Source organism: Nocardia sp. NPDC055050 (genome assembly GCF_053608345.1).
Genome location: NZ_JBSGVG010000070.1, coordinates 1 through 19670 on the forward strand (window position 1 = coordinate 1; position 19670 = coordinate 19670).

Genomic DNA, 19670 nt, shown 5'->3' on the forward strand with positions numbered 1-19670 from the left:
CCTGATCTGGACTGAGTGGAGGGTGCGACGAAGGAGTGCCCGGAGGGAGGGAAGATCAGGGGCCCGAAGGGCCCCGCTCGAGCGCGCCAGCGCTCCAAATAAACGGCCGGTGCCCCTCGCTCGGAGGGTGCACCGGCCGTTCTTCGCCGTGACCGGGGGTTAGCCGATCGGGGCGGGTTCGGGAGCCGGCGGGTCTGCCGGAACCTGCTCGAGGGGGATCTGTTCAGCGGATGCAGGTGGGGCCTGCGGTTCGGCGGGGACTTGCGGGTCGGCCGGAGCCGGGGCAGGCACCGCCAGTCCGAGCGTCGGGGCGGTAGGGGCCTGACCCGGCTTCGGCGGACCGTTCATTTCCTGCTTGTAGGTCTCGTCGTAGGTCTTCCAGAACGTCGTGACGATGCCCGTGAGCTCGTTGAGCACCAGCGAACCGTGCTGGAAGTCGGTGCGTAGACCGTTCGGGACGAGGTAGGAACTCGCGGTCGGCAGGCCGAGGACGCCCGAATCGGCGCCCAGGCTCAGATACTTGTCGAGAATCGCGCCGACCACCTCGAATACCTGACCGCCCTCGCCCGAATAGACGAAACCGTGGGCGAACTTCGCGTACTGACGGCCCTGCGCGCCCGAGATCAGGTCCGATTGCGGTGCGCCGAGCGGACCGTCGACCCCGCCCTTGGCCACCCAGTGCTTGGCGATCGCGTTGTCGACGGACAGGCCGAGGAACTTGTCCACCATCGCGCCCAGTTCGGCCATATTGCCCTGCGGCGCACGGGCTTGCTGGCTCGGCGGGCGGTTCACCGTCGGGGGCGAGGTGTAGGTGCCGGAATTGCCCGCCGCGATTCCGCGGATGCGATCCATCAGCGCGTAGGCGGCGTCACCGGGGCAGTCGGTGTTGCCGACATCGCGGTGCGCGAACACCACCGGCAGATCGACCGCTTCGTCCTGGGCGTAGGGCGTGAACTCGGTGCCCTCGGAGTACATCGTGGTCGTGCCCTTGGGATCGATCCCGGCGAGCTTGGCCCGCCAGCCGATGAACTTGCCGATCGCGTTGATCGCCTCGTTGCTCGGCTCCTCGTTCTCGTAGTTGCCCATCAGGGCCACACCCGCGGTGTTCTCGTTGAAACCGCCCGCGTGCGCGCCCTGGACCGCGCGGTCGAGGCCGCCGTAGCGGCCCTCGAAGATCTGGCCGTACTGGTCGACCAAGGCGTTGTAGCCGACGTCGCACCAGCCGAGCGTCTCGGCGTGATAGGCGTAGATCGCGCGGACGATGCCCGCGGACTCGGAGCGGCTGTAGTCGTTGCGACCGGCCGTGTGGTGCACGGTGATGCCGCCGACGCCGTCGTCGTAGGTGGGTTCCTCGCAGCGGATCGACTCGTCGGCACCCCACTGCGCGCGGGTGATGACCTTCGGTCCGCCACCGGGCAGCGCCGCGGCGACATCGTTGAGCGCGGCATCGATCGCGGCCCGCCCCGGATTGATCAGGACGGCCTTGAGCGCGGCCTCGGTGAGGTGGGCCGGGTCGTGGTCCGGGCCCGCGGTGGGCTTGCGGGTGACCAGCATCTGCACCGCGGTGGTCTCGCCGACGTAGATCGGTTCGGTGCCGGTCGGTGCGTCGGCCGGGGTCTGATCGGTGGCCCTGGTATCGACCGGATCGGCGTTGTACCAGGGGCCCCAGTTGCCGTCGAGCTGGCGAGCTCGCAGCTTGGTGGTGGTGTTCGCCATGTCGCGGGCGGTGACGGCGACCATGCTGAACGGGGTGTCCTGGGTGAGTTCCTTGACCTGCGCGCCCACCTGGTCGATGACGTCCGCGCCGACCGCGCCCGGCGAGAGGGCGGGAGTGTCGGGGGTCGTGCCGGGTTCGAGATTTTCCGGGTCGGCGATGAATTTGGCTCCGCCGGAACGGCTTTGGGAGACGGGGGCACCGGTCGCGGGCGCGGCCGGAGGCTGGGCGGCGGGCGCCGGTGCGGCCGACGTCGGCGTGGCCCCAGCGGGAGCTTCGGGTGCGCCCGGAGCTGGTTGCGCTGGAACCGGCGCGGCCGGGGCAGCCTGTGCTTGAGCCGGGGCCGGCGCGGCAGGAGCCGCTGGGGCCTGGGTGGCCGCGCCCCCTGGTGCCGGAGCGGGCGCGCCCGGAGCGGGCGGTTGGGCTTGCGGTGTCGCGGCCGGTGGCGCCGGCGGCGCGGTCGGGACCGATGTACTCGGGACCGGTGGGCGCGCAGGCGTTGCGGCCCCGGGTGCCGCGGCGCCCGGGGCGGCCTGCTGCGTCGGGGTGGGCTGCGGCTTCGTCGGCAGCTGCGGCAGCTGGATCTCGGTGGGCAGCGCCACGCCCGGGGGCACCGGCAATCCCGGGGGGATCGGGATCGAGCTCGGCAGCTGCAACATGCGCAGGTCCGAGAGGTGCAGGTCGGGCAGATCGAGGCCGGTCAGGTCACGCAGCGGGACCGTGATGTCAGGAGCCGTGGTCAGCGCGACCTCGGCCAGCTGCGTCGGCACGGCCGCGACCTGGGAATCGTTCGCGCTGCGGTAGTCGGTCGAGTCGCTGAGGGCGAACGCGCCGATCGGTGCGGCGACAACAAGGGTCGTGACCACCGGGAGCACGTAGGAACGTTTCGGCTTTCGGTATCGCACGTGCGACTCCTATCGGGTCGAGCTCGTGTTTTTCCGCGCATGTGATGCTTGCTTCCTCTAACCTCACGCATCACACTAGTTAACATCCGTCACACATCTCAACCTCAACTCGAGACTTATGTGATTGCTCGAATGTAGCCCTCGGATCCCGCTAGGCGACGACGACATGCCGACGCGAGCTCCGCCGGTCGAACCGCGAAACCGTGGGAGCGCAGTATGAGAGCGGACACCAAGATCACCCGCAGTACCGGCCGTGGCACCCGTCGCAGGGCCGTACCGATGATCCGGACCGTGCCGCTGCCGGTGCTGGTCAGCGGAACTGTGCTGGCGATGGCCGGGGCGATCGGGCTGTGGCAGATCCTGCCGGGGCAGATCACGCCTACCGCCGGTGCCGGACACGGTCGCGGCATGAGTCAGGTCGGGGCTTTCGACAACGCGCGGGCGGGCTGGACGGCCGAGGAGATTCTCGGGCACTACTACCCCGGGGCTGATCTCGGGCAAATCGGCCCCACAACGATCGGTGTCCGGCTCCAGGCACAGGACGACGCCACCCTCGACACCTTCGCCGCCGCCGGTGCGCAGGTCGCCGGTCGCACGATCGGACCCGGCGACGCCGCCCATCTCACCCCGCTGCCCGACGGCGGGGCGAGCGTGGTGGTGACCGCGGGCTGCGACGGCGAAGTTCTGTGGCAGGCCGCGACCGACGATCCGTTCGTCTACCCGGTCGGCGCCGGTGCGGGCAGACCCGCCGACGAACATCTGACCCTCTGCGGCGGCACCGCCTACCGTGGTGCCCTCGGGGTGGCGCTCGAGGGCGAGTCCTTCCGCACCGTCAACCAGGTGGACCTCGACGACTATCTAGCCGGCGTACTACCCGCGGAAATGCAGGCCAATTGGGCAGACCAGGGCGCCTTCGAAGCCTTACGCGCACAGGCGATCGCGGCCCGCTCCTACGCGCTCGCCGAGAGTCGCTACGCCTACGCGCAGACCTGCGACACCACCGACTGCCAGGCGTATCCCGGTGCGGTGAAGGAGGATTCGCGTAGTACCGAAGCCGTCGCCGCCACCACGGGCACGGTGTTGCTGCGTGACGGGCAGATCCTGCGCTCGGAATACTCGGCGGCGCCGGATGGCGGCAGGCCCGCCGACATCCAGACCTTCGAGGTCGGACCGGCACCCAGCGAACTCGTCGAATCCGCGCCCGCTCCCGCCCCCGTGGTTCCCGCGACACCCGCACAGCCGGATCTGACCATCGAGGCACTGGCGGGTGAGTCGGTGATCGATACCGAGTACCGGCGGATCGGCGGTGCGGGCAGTTCGGTGGGCGAGCCGATCGGTCCGGAAATGCTGTTGCCGCAACGGGCGGGCACGTATCGGCTGTACACGAACGGTGTGATCGTCGCGACGAAGACGCTCGGCGCGCAGGTCGTCGACTTCTCCACGCTGCTCCAGCTCGTCCCGGACGCGGGTGACCAGTTGCCCGCGACGGCCTCGGGCCGGCCCACCCTGAAGATGCCGGAAGGCAATGTCCCCCAAGCTGTTGCACCGGGCAACCCCCAGGGAGTGCAGTTCCCTACGGAGGCCGAGGTCAGGGGCGAGCCGGTACACGGTCCGGTGAATCCCGCTGCGCCCGGCGCACACGATGGGGCACTGAACGGCCCGGCCGCCGTACCCGGCGCGCACAATGGGGTTCCGCACGGCCCAGCCGCCGTTCCCGGCGTGAACGACGGGGAGTAGACGGACCGAACGTACGGGTCGGGTCAATCGAGCGTTGTGTCGTCCAGTGCGACGGCCAGGGTGCGCAACAGGTCGGCGAGCTGCTCACGGTCCGTGGCGCCGAGGGCGGAGAGCAGGCGCTGCTCGTTGGCCACATGCAGCGGCAGCAGCCGGTCGACGAGCTCGCGGCCCTCTGCGGTGAGCTGCACGAAGACCGAGCGCCGATCGTCGGGGGAGGGGACGCGCCGGACCAGGTTCTTCGCGGCCAGGCGGTCGATGCGGTTGGTGATGGCCCCCGAGGTGACCATGGCGGCGCGGTTGAGCGCACCGGCGGTGAGGCCGGTCTCGCCGCCGGAGCGGCGCAGCGTGGCCAGCACGTCGAACTCCCAGAATTCCAGGCCATGACCTGCGAAGAAGCGTTTCAGATCCTGTTCGAGGACGCGCGAGAGCCGGGTGATCCGGCCGACGATCGCCATCGGTGACACGTCGACATCCGGGCGTTCGATGTTCCAGTGCTCGGTGATCAGGTCGACCGCGTCGCGCATCTATTTTTCCTCTCGGTTGAAACTCTTAACGTTCATCTACTTGACGCAGAGATACCTAGGCGGGTAGATATTTCAACGTTGAGATTATCAATCAGGAGTGAACATGACGACCGCAACCCGCCCCACCGGCTACGTGGGCACCCTCGCGCTCACGGCTCTCACCCCGATCGTGTGGGGCTCCACCTACGCGGTGACCACGGAATTCCTGCCCCCGGACCGGCCGCTGTTCACGGCGCTCATGCGCGCGCTCCCCGCCGGATTGATCTTGCTCGCGCTCACCAGGGTGCTGCCGCACGGCAAGTGGCTGGGTCGGGCCGCGGTACTCGGCGTGCTCAATATCGGCGCGTTCTTCCCGCTGCTGTTCCTGGCCGCGTACCGGCTGCCCGGTGGTGTCGCCGGGGTGCTCGGCGCGGTGGCGCCGATGTTCGCGCTCGGATTCGCGGCGGTGCTGCTGGCCGAAGCGCCGACGCGGCGCAAGGTGATCGCGGGTGTCGTCGGGGTGTTCGGTGTCTCGCTGGTCGTGCTCCGCGGCAGCGCTGAGCTCGATCTCCTCGGTGTGGTCGCCGGTCTCGCCGGTGCGGCCTCGATGGGCGCGGGAACTGTGCTCACCAAGAAGTGGGGGCGTCCCGACGGTGTCGGCCCGCTGGCGATGACCGGGTGGCAGCTCACCGCGGGCGGGCTGTTCATCGTGCCGCTCGCCCTGCTGATCGAAGGCGCGCCACCCGCGCTCGACGGAGAGGCCGTCGGCGGCTACCTGTACCTCGGCATCATCGGCACCGCGCTGGCCTACTGGCTGTGGGTCCGCGGAATCTCGCGGGTGCCTGCGACTTCGGTGTCCTTCCTCGGTCTGCTCAGTCCGGTGTCGGCCGCGGTGATCGGCTGGATCGCGCTGGGTCAGGCGCTGACCGCGCTGCAGATCGTCGGTCTCGGTGTCGCGCTCGCGGCTACCGTCTTCGGGCAGATGCCGTCCAAGTCTGTCGGCGTCCCCGTTGGAGAGGTTGCGGGAGAACAGGATTCGCCTGCGGATGCGGTGCCGGATCCGGCCGGGCGGCGCGGTGATGCCGAGTCGGCCGTGAATTCGGTTGCACCGAAGCTGATTCCAGCGCCGGTTCGGGTCTGAGCGCTGATCAGGTCAGCCGCGCATCGCCTGCATCAACTGGTCCTCGGTGAGGGCCGGAACCGGCAGGGGGTGCGCGGCTTTCGCGCGTAGGCCGTCGAAGATGAGGGCGAGATTGCGTCGCCAGAGGTCGGGGGCGACGGTGCTGGTGGCGGCGAGAACGCTGATGTGGGACCAGGTGATGAAGGCGATGTCCTCGAGGGTCCAGTCCGGGCGAAGGGCGCCGGCTTGCTGGGCGCGGACGATGATGCGGCGCATGAGGCTGTGGCCGTATTCGCGTGCGCGTTCGACGGCGGCGCTGGGGGGATTTCGCAGCGCGAGGTCGCCGAGAATGCGGTCCGACGCCTGGAGTTCGCAGATCTTCTCGACCAGGAAGACGAACGACTCCCACGGGTCGGTCATGTCGAGTGCCTGTTCGGCGACCCGGCCGCCCGCTTCCAGCCGGTCGGCCACGGCGGCGGCGATCAGTGCGTCGCGGGTGGGGAAGCGGTTGTAGAGGGTGCCGATCGCGACGCCCGCGTGGGCGGCGATGTCCTTGAGCGGAGCGTCGAGCCCGCGTTCTTCGAAGATCTCGCGGGCTGCCGTCACCAGCGCGACGCGGTTGCGTTCGGCGTCACTGCGCAACGGCTTGTCCTCGGGCATCCGCTGATCCTACAAATCCGGTGTCCGAAATATCTTGAGCATGGGTTCAACTTAGTGCTACGTTCGGCATAACTTGAACCAACACTCAACTTAGGGGTATCGGATGAGTACGCTCGCGATCTTCGGCTACGGACCAGGACTCGGCGCCGGGACAGCACGACACTTCGGCCGCAACGGTTTTCGGATCGCGGTGATCGGACGCGACCCGGTAGAACGCGCCGCGGCGCTGCGGGCGGAGGGCATCGACGCCGAACCGTTCATCGCCGACGTCACCGATCCCGCGCAAGTGCTCGACGTGATCGGCCGGATCGAGGAGAAGCTGGGGCCGATCGACGTCGCGCTGCATGCGGCGGCCGCCGATATGTCGGTGCGCAGCGCCACGACCATCGACGTCGACCTGCCGTCCCTCGCCCTGCCGATCGCGCTCAAGGTGCACTCGCCGATCCTGCTCACCCGCGCCCTGCTGCCCGCGATGCTCGCCCGCGGCAGTGGCACGCTGCTGTTCACCTCCGGCGCCTCCGAGGAGTATTTGCAGCCCTACCTGGCCAATGTCGGGGTCGCGTTGGGGGCCCAGCGCGCCTACGTGCGGCAGCTGGCACGCGAAGTGGACGGCACCGGCGTCTATGTCGGGCTGTTCGCCATCGGCTCGCTCATCGAGAACAGCGCGGTCCAGGCGGTCATCGACGCGAATCCCGACCTCGTGCCCCCCGGACTGGTGCTGCCGCGGATCGATAATGCCGAGCTGGGCGCGCGGTTGTGGCGCATGTACACCGAGCGCGACACGGTGGAGGTCGAAGTCGGCTTCGCGTCTTGACCTTGACGTAGCGTCAACTTGCAGAGTGGAGGGACCGACGAGAAAGGGAGCAGGTCATGGTGGGTGAATGGTCCATTCAGGACCTCGCGAAGGCCGCGGGAACCACCAGTCGTACGTTGCGCCACTACGGGCAGCTCGGGCTGTTGGAGCCGAGCCGGATCGGGGCCAACGGCTATCGCTACTACGACCAGACCTCTCTTGTTCGGCTGCAGCGAATTCTGCTGCTGCGCGAACTCGGCCTCGGCCTTCCCGTGATCGCCGAGGTCCTCGCCGGGGAACAGGACACCGCCGGTGCGCTGCGCACCCATCTGGCACTGCTTCGGCAGCAGCAGGATCGGGTGGCGCGACAGATCGAATCGGTGTCGACCACTCTGCACAAGACGGAAAGAGGTGAACCACTCATGGCCGCAGAGGTTTTCGATGGTTTCGACCACACGCAGTACAAGGACGAAGTCACCGAGCGCTGGGGTAAGGAGGCCTACGAGAGCGGCGATCGCTGGTGGCGTTCGCTGACCGAGGCCGAGAAGAAGGGCTTCCAGCAGACCCAGCTCGACATCGCCACCGACTTCGGAAAGGCCTTCACCGCAGGACTTCCCGTGGAAGGCGACGACGTCCAGGCGATCGTCACCCGGCATCGCGCCTGGCTCGGCGTCGGTACGCAGGGCAAGGCGGTATCGAACGAATACCTGCTCGGCCTCGGCGAAATGTACGTCGCCGACCCTCGCTTCCGGGGCAACTACGACGTGCACGGCCAGGGCGTGGCCGAGTACATCCTCGAAGCCTTCCGCGCTTACGTCGGAGCTCATCCCGCCTGAGCGGTTGACGGGCGCACGATCGGGTAGTGAGGTGACAATCGCCCACACCGTGCTCGATCGGGCGTCGCGCCGTATAACTGACGGCGACGTCGAGAAATAGCGGGGGCAGTGGTGGAACAGGTGCGGCCGGAGCGGCCTTCGCGTGCGGTGACCGCGCTGATCGCGGGCTGGCTCGGGGTGCTGGTCGGCGCGGCGGGAATCTTCGTCGGCACGGCGACCGCCGTACTCCGGGTGCTCGGGCGCGAGATCGACCTCGACTACGTGGGCGCGGGGATCGTCGGCGGGCTCGGGGTGGTGTATCTGCTCGGGGCGGTGCTGCTGTTGCGTCGGCGGATGCTCGGCAGGCGAATGCTGCTCACCATGGCCGCGGTGATGGCGGGGGCGACGTTGCTGGTCGTCGTGCTCAACGGGGCCGGTCACGGCTGGCGGTTCGGGCCGCTGGACGCGTGGCTGGCGCTCAACGTGGTGATCCTCGCGCTCAGCCTGAGTGAGCCGACGCGGCGCTGGACCATCACGCGATAGGGCGTAGCGGTGGCGGCCGGCTCGACGCGCGTGCTTCTCGAACTCGGTACGTCGCGGCTGATGGCGCTACGGTCGGGGGATGGTCGTGCTGGAGACGAAGTCGAAGAGCGGTGAGGTGGCGGCGATCGTCGCCGGGTGCCTCGCGGGGATCGCCGCCGCGGCGAATCTGGTGGGTGCGGTGGTTCTCGTGCGGTCGTTCCTGAGCGATCCGGGCGAACTCGACGACTCGCTCACGCTGTTCGCCACGCTCGGCGGGCTGGTGTCGATGTTCGCGTTCGCTTACGGCGGCCTGCTGCTGGCGCGCAGGGACGACACCGGGCGCTGGGTGATCGTGGTCGCCGCCGGCGCGCAGCTCGCCCTCGGGGCGCTCGGCCTGCTCGCCGCGCTCGTGAACTACGACTCCGGGTACGGAATCCACTGGTTCGCCGACGAACCCGTCATCCGCTCGATTGCGACCGGCCTCGGCGGGGTACCCGGCGCGGTGACGGCGATCGTGAATCACAGTTGGGCGGCGGCACTTTCGGGCGCGCTGTTCGGTGGGCTCGTGCTGTTGTCCGCGGCACTGCCGTGGACCGCGGCCTACACACTCGCTCGCCCGGACGATGTTGTCGGACCGAACGTATAGTTTCAGCAGGTCAGCATTGCCGTGGAGGGGTGCTGCGAGGCCGGGAAACGAGTTAGCGGCTTCAAAGACAGCTCGCCAGGAGGGGGAACACGATGGGGTATCCGTACGGTCCACAGCAGGGCCATGACCCGTATGCGGGGCAGGGGTATGCGCAACCCGGTTACGGACCCGACCCGTACGGCGGTCAGCCGGGCTATCCGCAACCCTACGGCGCACCCGTCCAAAACGGTTATGGCGCACCGGCTTACGGCGCCGCGCCCTATCCGTACGCCCCGGGCTACGGTGAGCCGCGAGCGGGCGGCGGCACGGCGATCACCGCCGCGGTCATCTCACTGCTGCTGTCACTGCTCGCACTGGCCGGCCTCGGTATCGCCGCGGCGATCCTGTTCGGCGAGAACACCGGAAGTGCCGCCGGGGACGAGGTTCGATCCGCGGCGACCGTCAGCCTGCTGATCGGTGCCGCGGTGGGCCTGCTGTGGTTGCTCGGCGCGATTCTGCTGTTCCGCCGCAAGACCGCGGGCCGGGTGATCCTCATCCTGCTCTCCACGCTTGCCCTGGTCTTCAGCGCGATATCGATCGTAGCGGCGGTCTCGACCGGGTCGGAAGAGCCGGCGGTCACCCTGGTCGTCGGGATAATCACCAGCATCATCCCCCTGCTGATCCTGGTTCTGGCGGCCGCTCCGTCCACGGGCCGCTGGATCCGGGCAGGGCGGCCGGGCGGTTATCAGCAATACCCGCAGTACTGACGGTCGGTGCCGGCGGCTCGGTGCCGGCCGCCGCGCTGTCCACCGGTCGCTGGGTACGGGCCGAGTGACCCGGCGGATACCCGTTTCAGGGGGTACTGACGGGGTCTGCTGGGCCTGCGCCTTCCTGAAGGATGGATCGGCCCTGGTCAAGGCGTGGTCGGAGACTCCGCCGGGACAAACGGTGGTCTTCCGATACGCTGGGCACCCGTGACCGCCGCATCGTCCTCGGGTAACTCCGTCAACGCAGATTCCAATGCCCCGGCAAACCAGTACGACCTGATCGTGGTCGGCTCCGGTTTCTTCGGGCTGACCGTCGCCGAGCGTGCAGCGAACGTGCTGGGCAAGCGGGTATTGGTGATCGACCGCCGCTACCACCTGGGTGGCAACGCCTACTCCGAACCCGAACCGGAAACCGGTATCGAGATCCACAAGTACGGCGCCCACCTGTTCCACACGTCCAACAAGAAGGTCTGGGACTACGTCACCCAGTTCACCGAGTTCACCGGGTACCAGCACCGGGTGTTCGGGCTGCACAAGGGTCAGGCGTACCCGCTGCCGATGGGCCTCGGCATGATCTCGCAGTTCTTCGGCCGCTACTTCACCCCGGAAGAGGCTCGCAAGCTCATCGCCGAGCAGGCCGCCGAGGTCGAATCCGCCGACGCGCAGAACCTCGAGGAGAAGGCGATCTCGTTGATCGGCCGCCCGCTCTACGAGGCGTTCATCCGCGACTACACCGCCAAGCAGTGGCAGACCGACCCGAAGGAACTGCCCGCGGGCAACATCACCCGCCTGCCGGTGCGCTACACCTTCGACAACCGCTACTTCAACGACACCTACGAGGGTCTGCCCAAGAACGGCTACACGAAGTGGCTGGAGAACATGGCTGCCTCCGACCTCATCGAGGTCAGGGTGAACACCGACTGGTTCGACGTGCGTGACGAGATCGTCACGGCCAACCCGGAAGCACCCGTCGTCTACACGGGCCCGCTGGACCACTACTTCGACTACGCCGAGGGCGAATTGGGCTGGCGCACCATCGACTTCGAGACCGAAGTCCTCGAGACCGGCGACTACCAGGGCACCAGCGTCATGAACTACAACGACGCCGACGTCCCGTTCACCCGCATCATCGAGCCGCGCCACTTCCACCCCGAGCGCGACTACCCGACCGACAAGACGGTCATCATGCGCGAGTTCTCCCGCTTCGCGCAGACCGGTGACGAGCCGTACTACCCGATCAACACCCCAGAGGACCGCGCCAAGCTGCTGGCCTACCGCGAGCGGGCCAAGCAGGAGACCGCCGAGAAGAAGGTGCTGTTCGGCGGCCGTCTGGGTACCTACCAGTACCTGGACATGCACATGGCGATCGGTTCGGCGCTCAGCATGTTCGAGAACGTGCTGCGTCCGCACCTGGAATCCGGCGCGGCATTGGTGGACGAGGCGTGACGAAAGCCATGCTCGAAGACGTGACCACCGAAACTCGCGCCATCTCGCTGCTGCAGCGGGTCATCCTGCCGCGGCCGGGTGAGCCCCTCGACGTGCGGACCCTCTACCTGGAGGAGTCCACCACCAACGCCCGTCGCGCGCACGCCACCAGCCGCACCGCGCTGTCGATCGGCGCGGAATCGGAGGTGTCGTTCTGCACCTACTTCAACGCGCTGCCCGCCAGCTACTGGCGTCGCTGGAGCGTGCTGAAGTCGGTGGTCCTTCGCCTGGAACTGGCCGGGCACGGCCGCGCCGACGTCTACCGGTCCAAGGCCGACGGTTCGCGAATTCACGTGCAGGGCAAGGAGTTCGCCGTCGCACAAGGCGCGGACTCGGTGGTCGTGGAATTCGAGACCGATCTGGGCCCGTTCGAAGACGGCGGCTGGATCTGGTTCGACATCACCACCGACACGGCCGTCACGCTGCTGTCCGGCGGTTGGTACGCACCGCAGGAAGCGGCGGGCACCGGCTCGATCGCGGTCGGCATGCCCACCTTCAACCGCCCCACCGACCTGGTCAAGACGCTCGGCGCGCTCGGCTCGGATCCGTTGGTGCTCGGCAACATCGCCGCGGTGATCGTCGCGGACCAGGGCAACCGCAAGGTGGTCGACGAGCCCGGCTTCACCGAAGCCGCCGCGACCCTCGGCGATCGGCTCTCGATCTGCGATCAGCCCAACCTCGGTGGTTCCGGCGGATACAGCCGGGTCATGTACGAGGCGCTCAAGACCGACGCCGAGTACATCGTCTACATGGACGACGACATCGAGATCGAGCCCGACTCCATCCTGCGTGCCCTCGCGTTCTCCCGGTTCGCGAAGTCGCCGCTGCTGGTCGGCGGGCAGATGCTGAACCTGCAGGAGCGTTCGCACCTGCACAGCATGGGCGAGGTCGTCGACCGCGGGATCTTCATGTGGTCCTCCGCGCCCAATGTCGAATACGACCACGACTTCTCGAAGTACCCGCTCAAGGACCGCGACAACTCCAAGCTGCTGCACCGGCGCATCGACGTCGACTTCAACGGCTGGTGGACCTGCGTGATCCCGCGTCAGGTCGCCGAACAGATCGGTCAGCCGCTGCCGCTGTTCCTCAAGTGGGACGACGTCGAGTACGGCCTGCGCGCCCGCGAAGCCGGCTACCCGACCATCACCCTGCCGGGTGCGGCGGTCTGGCACATGGCCTGGTCCGACAAGGACGACGCCATCGACTGGCAGGCCTACTTCCACCTACGCAACCGCCTCGTGGTCGCGTCCCTGCACCTGCCCGGCGACGGCAAGCCGATGATCGTGAACACGATCAAGGCCACCCTCAAGCACCTGCTGTGCCTGGAGTACTCCACGGTCGCCATCCAGAACGAGGCGATCCGCGACTTCCTGGCCGGTCCCGAGGGCCTGTTCGACCTGCTCCCCACCGCGCTGGGCAAGATCCACGGCATGCGCAAGGAGTTCCCGGACGCCGTGGTCGTGCCCTCGTCCACCGAACTGCCGCTGGCCAACCGCCACGGCGTCGGCGCGGTCGGCGAACCGGGCAACCCCATCGCCAAGGTCGCGCGCCTGGCCAAGGGCGTGGTGCACAACTTCCGCAAGGCCGATCCGGCCGCCTACGAGACGCCGCAGCTCAACGTGCCGACGCTGGACGCGCGCTGGTACCTGCTCTCGCAGGTCGACGGCGTCACCGTGACCACCGCTGACGGCCGCGGCGTCGTCTACCGCAAGCGCGACCCGCGCCAGGCCCGCGACCTGCTCAAGGAAGCCATGCGCCTGCGCAAGGAACTCACCGCCCGCTTCCCGGAGATGCAGCAGCGCTACCGGGCCGCGCACGCCGAGCTCACCAGCACGGCGGCGTGGGAGAAGACCTTCGGCCTGAACGGAACCGCGAAGTGACCGACACCGAACTGCCCGAGCTCGAGCTGGCCGAGGAAGGCTGCTGCGGCGGCTGCGATTGCAGCGGCGACTACGTGGAGGTCCCGGTCGAGGTCGCGATCCTCAACGCCGTGCAGGGCACCATCGGCAGTAACCCGGCCGTCGTCTCCGCCGCGCGCGGCATGTCGCACTTCGGCGAGCACGCGCTCGGCTGGGTCGGCATCGCCGCCGCGGGCTGGCTGGTCGACAAGCCGCGCCGCCGCCAGTGGGCCGGTGTCGCGGTCGGCGCGGTCGGCGCGCACGCCGCGTCCATCGTGATCAAGCGGATCGTTCGCCGCCCGCGCCCCAACGATCCGTCGGTGCAGGTCAACGTGTCGACGCCGAGCAAGCTGAGCTTCCCGTCCTCGCACGCCACGTCCACCACGGCCGCGGCGGTGTTGCTCGGGCGGCTGACCGGGCTACCCTTGCCAGCGGTGATCGTCCCACCGATGCTGCTGTCCCGAGTTGTACTCGGGGTGCATTACCCTTCCGACGTGATCGCCGGTTCCGCTTTGGGGGCCGCGTCGGCTGCTGCCGTGCTAGCCGCCGAAAAGAGACTCCGACAGTGACCGCAACTGAAAGAACTTTGGCCCAGATGAGCGAAGAACCGTCCGCCGCCGTCCTTGACGAGGGTGCTGTGAAGGGCCCGCCGAAGACGCTGCTCGGTGGTGTCATCAAGGCCATGCGCCCACGTCAGTGGGTCAAGAACGTCCTGGTGCTCGCCGCACCGCTCGCCGTCGGGCCGGAGGCGGTGGGCGACGCGGGCGTGCTCGTGCATGTCGCGATCGCGTTCATCGTGTTCTGCATGGCGGCCTCGGGCATCTACCTGGTCAACGACTCGCTCGACGTCGACGCCGACCGGGCGCACCCGACCAAGCGGTTCCGGCCGATCGCGGCGGGCGTCGTTCCTGTCAACCTGGCTTACGCGCTGTCGGCGGTGCTGCTGATCGGTTCGATCGCCGGTTCGTTCCTGGCATCGTGGCACCTGGCCGTGGTGATGGCGATCTACATCGGCATCCAGCTGGCCTACTGCCTCGGGCTCAAGCACCAGGCCGTGCTCGATATCTGCATCGTGTCCTCGGGCTTCCTGCTGCGCGCCGTCGCTGGTGGCGCCGCGGCCGGAATCGCGCTGTCGCAGTGGTTCCTGCTGATCATGGCGTTCGGCTCGCTGTTCATGGCCGCGGGCAAGCGGTACGCCGAACTGGCGATCGCGCTCGACACCGGCGCCAAGATCCGCAAGTCGCTCGAGTACTACACCCCGACCTACCTGCGCTTCATCTGGACACTCGCGGCCACCGCGGTCGTGGTCTTCTACGGCCTCTGGGCCTTCCAGCAGGACTCGGCTCGAGACACCCAGTGGTACTCGATCTCGATGATCCCGTTTACCATCGCAATCCTGCGTTACGCGGTCGACGTCGATGGTGGCGAGGCCGGTGAACCCGAAGAGATCGCGTTGGGGGACCGCATCCTGCAGTTCCTCGCTATTGCCTGGATCGGAGCGGTAGGTGTCGCTGTCTATCTCACCTGACGAGATGTTGGTAGCGGAGCAGGATTCAACCGAAGACGAGCAGCTACGCGACGACGAGTCGCCGCGTCCTGACGCGCGTTCCTCGGTTCTGTCCCGCGCCATCTTCGTCGGTGGGGTGGTCATCACCGCCGTGCTGTTCACGGTGGGTGCGTGGCAGCGGCGCTGGATCGCCGATGACGGCCTGATCGTGCTGCGCACGGTCCGCAACCTGCTCGCGGGCAACGGCCCGGTCTTCAATGCCGACGAGCGGGTCGAGGCGAACACCAGCACCGCGTGGACCTACCTGGTCTGGTTCTTCTCCTGGCTCACCCAGGCCCGCCTCGAGTACGTGGTGCTCGGGGTGGCGCTGGTGGTCTCGGTGCTCGCGGTGGTGTTCGCGATGCTCGGCACCGCGCGGCTGTGGGGCGGAACCAGCGGTCAGTTGCTGATCCCGGCCGGTGTGCTGGTCTACATCGCGCTGCCGCCCGCGCGTGACTACGCGACCTCCGGGCTGGAGAGCGGCCTGGTGATCTGCTGGGTCGGGCTGCTGTGGTGGTTGATGATCCGCTGGAGTCAGGCCGCCGTCGTCCGCGTGCCGAGCCTGTTGGGCCTGGTGTTCCTGGCCGGGCTCGCGCCGCTGGTTCGTCCCGAGGCCACGCTGATCGGCGTGCTCGCGCTCGGGATGATCTTCCTGGCGCCGATGCCCGCGTTCCGGTTCGGGCCGATCGCGCTGCGGGCGCTGATCGTGTTCGTCGCCGGGATCGTGCCGGTGGGGTACCAGATCTGGCGGATGGGCTACTACGGCCTGCCCTACCCGAACACCGCGGTCGCCAAGGACGCGGGCGGGGCCAAATGGGGGCAGGGCGCCATCTACCTGTGGGACCTCGTCGGTCCGTACTACCTGTGGATTCCGCTGCTCGTGCTGCTGATCGCCGGTGTGGTGGCCGGGGTCGCGCGCGGCTTCGCGCTGCCGCAGTTCTCGGTCGCTGGCCTGCGTGCGTGGCTGCGTTCGCCGAGCGCGGTCGTGGTGATGGTGCTCGGCAGCGGTCTGCTGCTCACCGTGTACGCGGTGCGCGTCGGCGGCGACTTCATGCACGGGCGGATGCTGCTCACCCAGCTGTTCCTGCTGCTGTTGCCGGTGGCCGTGGTCCCGATTCCGGTGCGATCGCGGCGCAGCGACTGGTCTGTCGGACTGCTGTTGATCGCGCTGCTCGGCACTGCGGGCTGGTCGCTGTACGCGTCGAACACGACGGCGATCACGACCGGCACGAAGATCCGCTCGTCGGGCATCGTCGACGAGCGCATCTACTACGTCCTCAACACCGGCCGCGACCACCCGATCCTGGCCGAGGACTACCTCGACTACCCGCGTATGCGGGCCATGGTCAACGACATCGCCGCCAACCCCAAGGGCGGCCTGCTGCTGAACTCGCCCGCGTTCACGTTCTGGTACCTCGACCCGCCGCCGGAGCCGATCCCCGAGGAGGGTTCCGGGCACACGGTCTACTTCCTGAACCTGGGCATGACGAGCATGAACGTGCCGCTGGACGTCCGCGTGATCGACCCGATGGGCCTGGCCTACCCGCTGGCCGCGCACTCGGACCGGCTCGCCGACGGCCGCATCGGCCACGACAAGAGCCTGCTGCCGGACTGGGTCGTGGCGGACTCGGGCATGGTCGACATCCACCCGTGGATGCCCTGGTACATGGACGAGAAATGGGTCACCCAGGCGCGCACGGCGATGTCGTGCCCGCAGACCCAGGCGCTGATGATCTCTGTGCGCGAACCGCTCACCCTGGACCGGTTCAAGCACAACTTCCGCAATGCCCTCGCCTTCTCGAAATACCGGATCGACCGGGTGCCCAAGTACGAGATCCAGCGTTGTGGGCTGGTTGATCCTTTCCCCGAGCCCCCACGCTGAACAGGCCCGGCCGGTCGGTATCGATACCCGTCGACCTATGACACACACCGGCTGGCCAGGCCTTATTTAGTGGTGTTCGCCGCTAAATCACTTTTCGGTAACGCCAAGCTATGTATGTAGCGATATGGTCACTGGAGGAACGGCCCGTCGGCGCACTGGTGTGCCGGTAACTAGTCGGCGGTCATTGCAACCGCGGTTCCGCGCGAACCGCATGAGGAAAGGCCCATAACAGAATGCGTGGCGGACGTCTCAGAGCCCGGGGAGCCGGCTGGCTCAAACGATCGGTGCTTCTCTCCCTGGCTGTAGTGCTGCCGATCGGTGCGGCTGTGGCCGGTCCCACCGGCACCGCGACGGCGGCCTTCGATCCCACAGGTTTCGACTTCTGGGTCGACTCGGAGATGGGCCCGATCAAGTCGCGGATCTTCCGCGCGGCCGATGGCAACACCAATCGGGTCGTGTACGCGCTCGACGGTATGCGTGCGGGCGACGACCTCAGCGGCTGGGAGAAAGACACCAATGTCGCCCGCGCGCTGATGGACGCCAACATCAACGTCGTGATGCCGGTCGGTGGCCAGTCCAGCTTCTATGCCGACTGGAACGCGCCGAGCAGCTTCTTCGGCCTCGACGCCGGTTCGGGTGGTAGCTCCACCGGTTCGGCGGCGACCGGTTCGGCGATGACCGGTTCGTCGGTCGCGCCCACCCAGGTGGCGGGCAAGAAGAACACCTACAAGTGGGAAACCTTCCTCACGAGCCACCTGCGCAACGCGCTGTCGGCGCGCTTGGGCTTCAACCCCAACAACAACGGCGTGTTCGGTCTGTCGATGGGTGGCTCCGCCGCGCTGACGCTGGCCGCCTACCACCCCGACCAGTTCAGCTTCGCGGGCTCGTTCTCCGGGTACCTGAACATCTCGGCACCCGGTATGCGTGAAGCCATGCGCGTGGCGATGGTCTCGGCGGGCGCGTTCAACATCGACGCGATGGCGCCGCCGTGGGGCCAGCAGTGGTTCCACATGGACCCGTTCGTCTTCGCCCCGCGCCTGGTCGGCAACGGCACCCGCATCTGGGTCTCCGCGGCCAGCGGTATCCCCGGCGCCGGTGACGTGTCCAACCCGATGGAGATCGTCCAGGGCGTCCCGCTGGAGCTGCTCGCGATGGTGAACAGCCGCGCGTTCCAGGTCCGGATGGCCACCCTCGGTGGCGGTAACGCCCACTTCGACTTCCCGATCACCGGCGTGCACAACTGGCGCAACTGGGAGACCGAAGTCAACCGCATGATCCCGGACCTGTCCGCGAACATCGGCTAGTCACTCCAGCTCCACCCGAAAACCGCCCGGTGCCTCGTCAGCGCCGGGCGGTTTTCTTCGTTTTCGTCACGATCCGAGCCACAGGCGGTGACGAATCATGTGCGACAGATCACCGGGAGTTGTGCTCTGAGTCACTTTCCAGCAACATGTAGACCATTCGTCACCGATTTATACACAGTGAGCATGCGTCGAGGTTGAATCGTCCGTTTTGCCCTGGATTGGTTTCTCTCGACGTCCGATGAGGGATCCGACTGCGTAGCTCGGGATTTGCGCGTTCGGTCTGCGAGAAAGGTCTAGTCGAATGCGAACACTGCGCCGCAAGCGTAGGCCCGTGAAGACCGCAGCCCCTGGTTCGTGGGCTCGGCGCTGGGCCGCGGGCGTATCCATGGCTCTGCTCGTTCCGATCGCGACGGCCGTCACCGGAGGAATCGCCCCCGCCTCGGCCGGCTTCAACGGCAATGCCTTCGATTTCTGGGTCGATTCCGGGATGGGTCCGATCAAGTCGCGCGTGCTGCGCGCCGCCGACGGCAATACCAACCGTGTCGTCTACGTCCTCGACGGCATGCGCGCACCGGAGACGCTCAACGGCTGGGAGATCGAAACCGATATCCCCAACGCGCTCGCCGCGGCGAATATCAATGTGGTGATGCCCGTCGGCGGCATGTCGAGCTTCTACGCCGACTGGAACGCGCCGAGCGATTTCTTCGGCATCGCGGGCAACGGTGCGCCGTCGTCGGGTTCCGGCGCGGGCAACGCGCTGGCCGGTGGACCGGGCAAGAGCTACCGCTATCAGTGGGAATCGTTCCTCACCGGCGATCTGCGCAACGCGCTCGCCGACCGCCTCGGCTTCAACCGCTTCCGCAACGGCGTGTTCGGCCTGTCGATGGGCGGCTCGGCCGCGCTGACGCTGGCCGCCTACCACCCGGACCAATTCTCCTTCGCCGGTGCGTATTCGGGGTACCTGAACATCTCGGCGCCCGGCATGCGCGAGGCCATCCGGCTCGCGATGCTCGACGCGGGCGGCTACAACGTGGACTCCATGGCACCGCCGTGGGGCCCACAGTGGCTGCGGATGGACCCGTTCGTGTTCGCCCCCAACCTGGTGGGCAACAACACCCGGCTGTGGATAGCGGCCGGCTCAGGCTTGCCGACGAGTACCGACGGCCCGAACATGGGCACCGTCAACGGGATGGCGCTGGAAGCCTTGGCGCTGGCCAACACCAAGGCTTTCGAAGTCAGGATGGCGACGCTGGGCGCCCGTAACGTCACCTACTCTTTCCCGGCCTTCGGCATCCACGCCTGGAACAACTGGAATGACGAAGCACTGCGGATGATCCCGGATTTGTCGAACAACATCGGCTAGCCGATCTCCGGAAACGCCCGGCGCATAACTG

Annotated in this window: 17 protein-coding genes; 14 read left to right on the forward strand and 3 right to left on the reverse strand. The window is 67.8% G+C overall.

All coding sequences use genetic code 11. The annotated features are described in order from the left end of the window. Positions 1 to 159: 159 nt before the first annotated feature. Positions 160 to 2619: an N-acetylmuramoyl-L-alanine amidase gene (locus ACWGCN_RS34780; protein WP_452449850.1), complete on the reverse strand. Its 2460-nt coding sequence runs from the start codon at positions 2617 to 2619 to the stop codon at positions 160 to 162. 216 nt (positions 2620 to 2835) lie between these two features. Here ACWGCN_RS34780 and ACWGCN_RS34785 point away from each other — a divergent pair, with 216 nt between their 5' ends. Then, a complete protein-coding gene (locus ACWGCN_RS34785; RefSeq protein ID WP_452459954.1) occupies positions 2836 to 4356 on the forward strand; it encodes a SpoIID/LytB domain-containing protein in 1521 nt (506 codons plus the stop codon). A gap of 23 nt (positions 4357 to 4379) precedes the next feature. Here ACWGCN_RS34785 and ACWGCN_RS34790 read toward each other — a convergent pair whose 3' ends face one another. After that, complete coding sequence (locus ACWGCN_RS34790; protein ID WP_378989483.1) at positions 4380 to 4880, reverse strand: MarR family winged helix-turn-helix transcriptional regulator; 501 nt, start codon at positions 4878 to 4880, stop codon at positions 4380 to 4382. Positions 4881 to 4983: 103 nt separating this feature from the next. Between ACWGCN_RS34790 and ACWGCN_RS34795 the strand changes: the two genes are divergently transcribed. After that, positions 4984 to 6000, forward strand: coding sequence for an EamA family transporter (locus ACWGCN_RS34795; RefSeq protein WP_452459953.1), 1017 nt, complete (start codon positions 4984 to 4986; stop codon positions 5998 to 6000). 12 nt (positions 6001 to 6012) lie between these two features. Here the strand turns inward: ACWGCN_RS34795 and ACWGCN_RS34800 are convergent, their stop codons facing one another. Continuing rightward, the gene (locus ACWGCN_RS34800) at positions 6013 to 6639 is read right to left on the reverse strand and encodes a TetR/AcrR family transcriptional regulator (RefSeq protein WP_387445970.1); all 627 of its coding nucleotides are present in this window, start codon (positions 6637 to 6639) and stop codon (positions 6013 to 6015) included. 103 nt (positions 6640 to 6742) lie between these two features. Here ACWGCN_RS34800 and ACWGCN_RS34805 point away from each other — a divergent pair, with 103 nt between their 5' ends. From ACWGCN_RS34805 to ACWGCN_RS34860, 12 genes are all read left to right on the forward strand, one after another. Next, entirely contained in the window at positions 6743 to 7453 is a 711-nt protein-coding gene (locus ACWGCN_RS34805; RefSeq protein ID WP_452459952.1) for an SDR family NAD(P)-dependent oxidoreductase, read from the forward strand. A 56-nt stretch (positions 7454 to 7509) separates the two neighbouring features. After that, positions 7510 to 8268 (forward strand): MerR family transcriptional regulator, encoded by a 759-nt coding sequence (locus tag ACWGCN_RS34810; protein WP_452459951.1) that lies wholly within the window; start codon positions 7510 to 7512, stop codon positions 8266 to 8268. A 111-nt stretch (positions 8269 to 8379) separates the two neighbouring features. Next, positions 8380 to 8790 carry a hypothetical protein gene (locus ACWGCN_RS34815; RefSeq protein ID WP_378989488.1) on the forward strand — a complete coding sequence of 137 codons (411 nt, stop codon included), beginning with the start codon at positions 8380 to 8382 and terminating at the stop codon, positions 8788 to 8790. A 79-nt stretch (positions 8791 to 8869) separates the two neighbouring features. Beyond that, positions 8870 to 9415: a hypothetical protein gene (locus ACWGCN_RS34820; protein ID WP_449966941.1), complete on the forward strand. Its 546-nt coding sequence runs from the start codon at positions 8870 to 8872 to the stop codon at positions 9413 to 9415. A gap of 92 nt (positions 9416 to 9507) precedes the next feature. Next, positions 9508 to 10161 carry a hypothetical protein gene (locus tag ACWGCN_RS34825; protein ID WP_452459950.1) on the forward strand — a complete coding sequence of 218 codons (654 nt, stop codon included), beginning with the start codon at positions 9508 to 9510 and terminating at the stop codon, positions 10159 to 10161. A gap of 207 nt (positions 10162 to 10368) precedes the next feature. Further along, a complete protein-coding gene (gene glf, locus ACWGCN_RS34830) occupies positions 10369 to 11607 on the forward strand; it encodes a UDP-galactopyranose mutase (RefSeq protein ID WP_452459949.1) in 1239 nt (412 codons plus the stop codon). 8 nt (positions 11608 to 11615) lie between these two features. Continuing rightward, positions 11616 to 13526 carry a glycosyltransferase gene (locus ACWGCN_RS34835; protein ID WP_378989552.1) on the forward strand — a complete coding sequence of 637 codons (1911 nt, stop codon included), beginning with the start codon at positions 11616 to 11618 and terminating at the stop codon, positions 13524 to 13526. 74 nt (positions 13527 to 13600) lie between these two features. Next, positions 13601 to 14113, forward strand: a complete 513-nt coding sequence (locus tag ACWGCN_RS34840; protein ID WP_364403367.1) for a phosphatase PAP2 family protein — start codon at positions 13601 to 13603, stop codon at positions 14111 to 14113. 26 nt (positions 14114 to 14139) lie between these two features. Then, a complete protein-coding gene (locus ACWGCN_RS34845) occupies positions 14140 to 15072 on the forward strand; it encodes a decaprenyl-phosphate phosphoribosyltransferase (RefSeq protein ID WP_378989492.1) in 933 nt (310 codons plus the stop codon). 4 nt (positions 15073 to 15076) lie between these two features. Then, positions 15077 to 16972, forward strand: coding sequence for a flagellar motor control protein ZomB (zomB, locus tag ACWGCN_RS34850; protein ID WP_452459948.1), 1896 nt, complete (start codon positions 15077 to 15079; stop codon positions 16970 to 16972). 233 nt (positions 16973 to 17205) lie between these two features. Continuing rightward, positions 17206 to 18276: an alpha/beta hydrolase gene (locus ACWGCN_RS34855; protein ID WP_378637999.1), complete on the forward strand. Its 1071-nt coding sequence runs from the start codon at positions 17206 to 17208 to the stop codon at positions 18274 to 18276. A 301-nt stretch (positions 18277 to 18577) separates the two neighbouring features. Then, entirely contained in the window at positions 18578 to 19639 is a 1062-nt protein-coding gene (locus tag ACWGCN_RS34860; RefSeq protein WP_378989494.1) for an alpha/beta hydrolase, read from the forward strand. Positions 19640 to 19670 lie beyond the last annotated feature (31 nt).

Coding starts and splice junctions, on each gene's coding strand:
- ACWGCN_RS34855 (WP_378637999.1), top strand. CDS start 17,206: ATGCGTGGCGGACGTCTCAGAGCCCGGGGAGCCGGCTGGCTCAAACGA.
- ACWGCN_RS34785 (WP_452459954.1), top strand. CDS start 2,836: ATGAGAGCGGACACCAAGATCACCCGCAGTACCGGCCGTGGCACCCGT.
- ACWGCN_RS34820 (WP_449966941.1), top strand. CDS start 8,870: ATGGTCGTGCTGGAGACGAAGTCGAAGAGCGGTGAGGTGGCGGCGATC.
- ACWGCN_RS34790 (WP_378989483.1), bottom strand. CDS start 4,880: ATGCGCGACGCGGTCGACCTGATCACCGAGCACTGGAACATCGAACGC.
- ACWGCN_RS34805 (WP_452459952.1), top strand. CDS start 6,743: ATGAGTACGCTCGCGATCTTCGGCTACGGACCAGGACTCGGCGCCGGG.
- zomB (WP_452459948.1), top strand. CDS start 15,077: ATGTTGGTAGCGGAGCAGGATTCAACCGAAGACGAGCAGCTACGCGAC.
- ACWGCN_RS34810 (WP_452459951.1), top strand. CDS start 7,510: ATGGTGGGTGAATGGTCCATTCAGGACCTCGCGAAGGCCGCGGGAACC.
- ACWGCN_RS34825 (WP_452459950.1), top strand. CDS start 9,508: ATGGGGTATCCGTACGGTCCACAGCAGGGCCATGACCCGTATGCGGGG.
- ACWGCN_RS34845 (WP_378989492.1), top strand. CDS start 14,140: ATGAGCGAAGAACCGTCCGCCGCCGTCCTTGACGAGGGTGCTGTGAAG.
- ACWGCN_RS34860 (WP_378989494.1), top strand. CDS start 18,578: ATGCGAACACTGCGCCGCAAGCGTAGGCCCGTGAAGACCGCAGCCCCT.
- ACWGCN_RS34835 (WP_378989552.1), top strand. CDS start 11,616: ATGCTCGAAGACGTGACCACCGAAACTCGCGCCATCTCGCTGCTGCAG.
- ACWGCN_RS34795 (WP_452459953.1), top strand. CDS start 4,984: ATGACGACCGCAACCCGCCCCACCGGCTACGTGGGCACCCTCGCGCTC.
- ACWGCN_RS34800 (WP_387445970.1), bottom strand. CDS start 6,639: ATGCCCGAGGACAAGCCGTTGCGCAGTGACGCCGAACGCAACCGCGTC.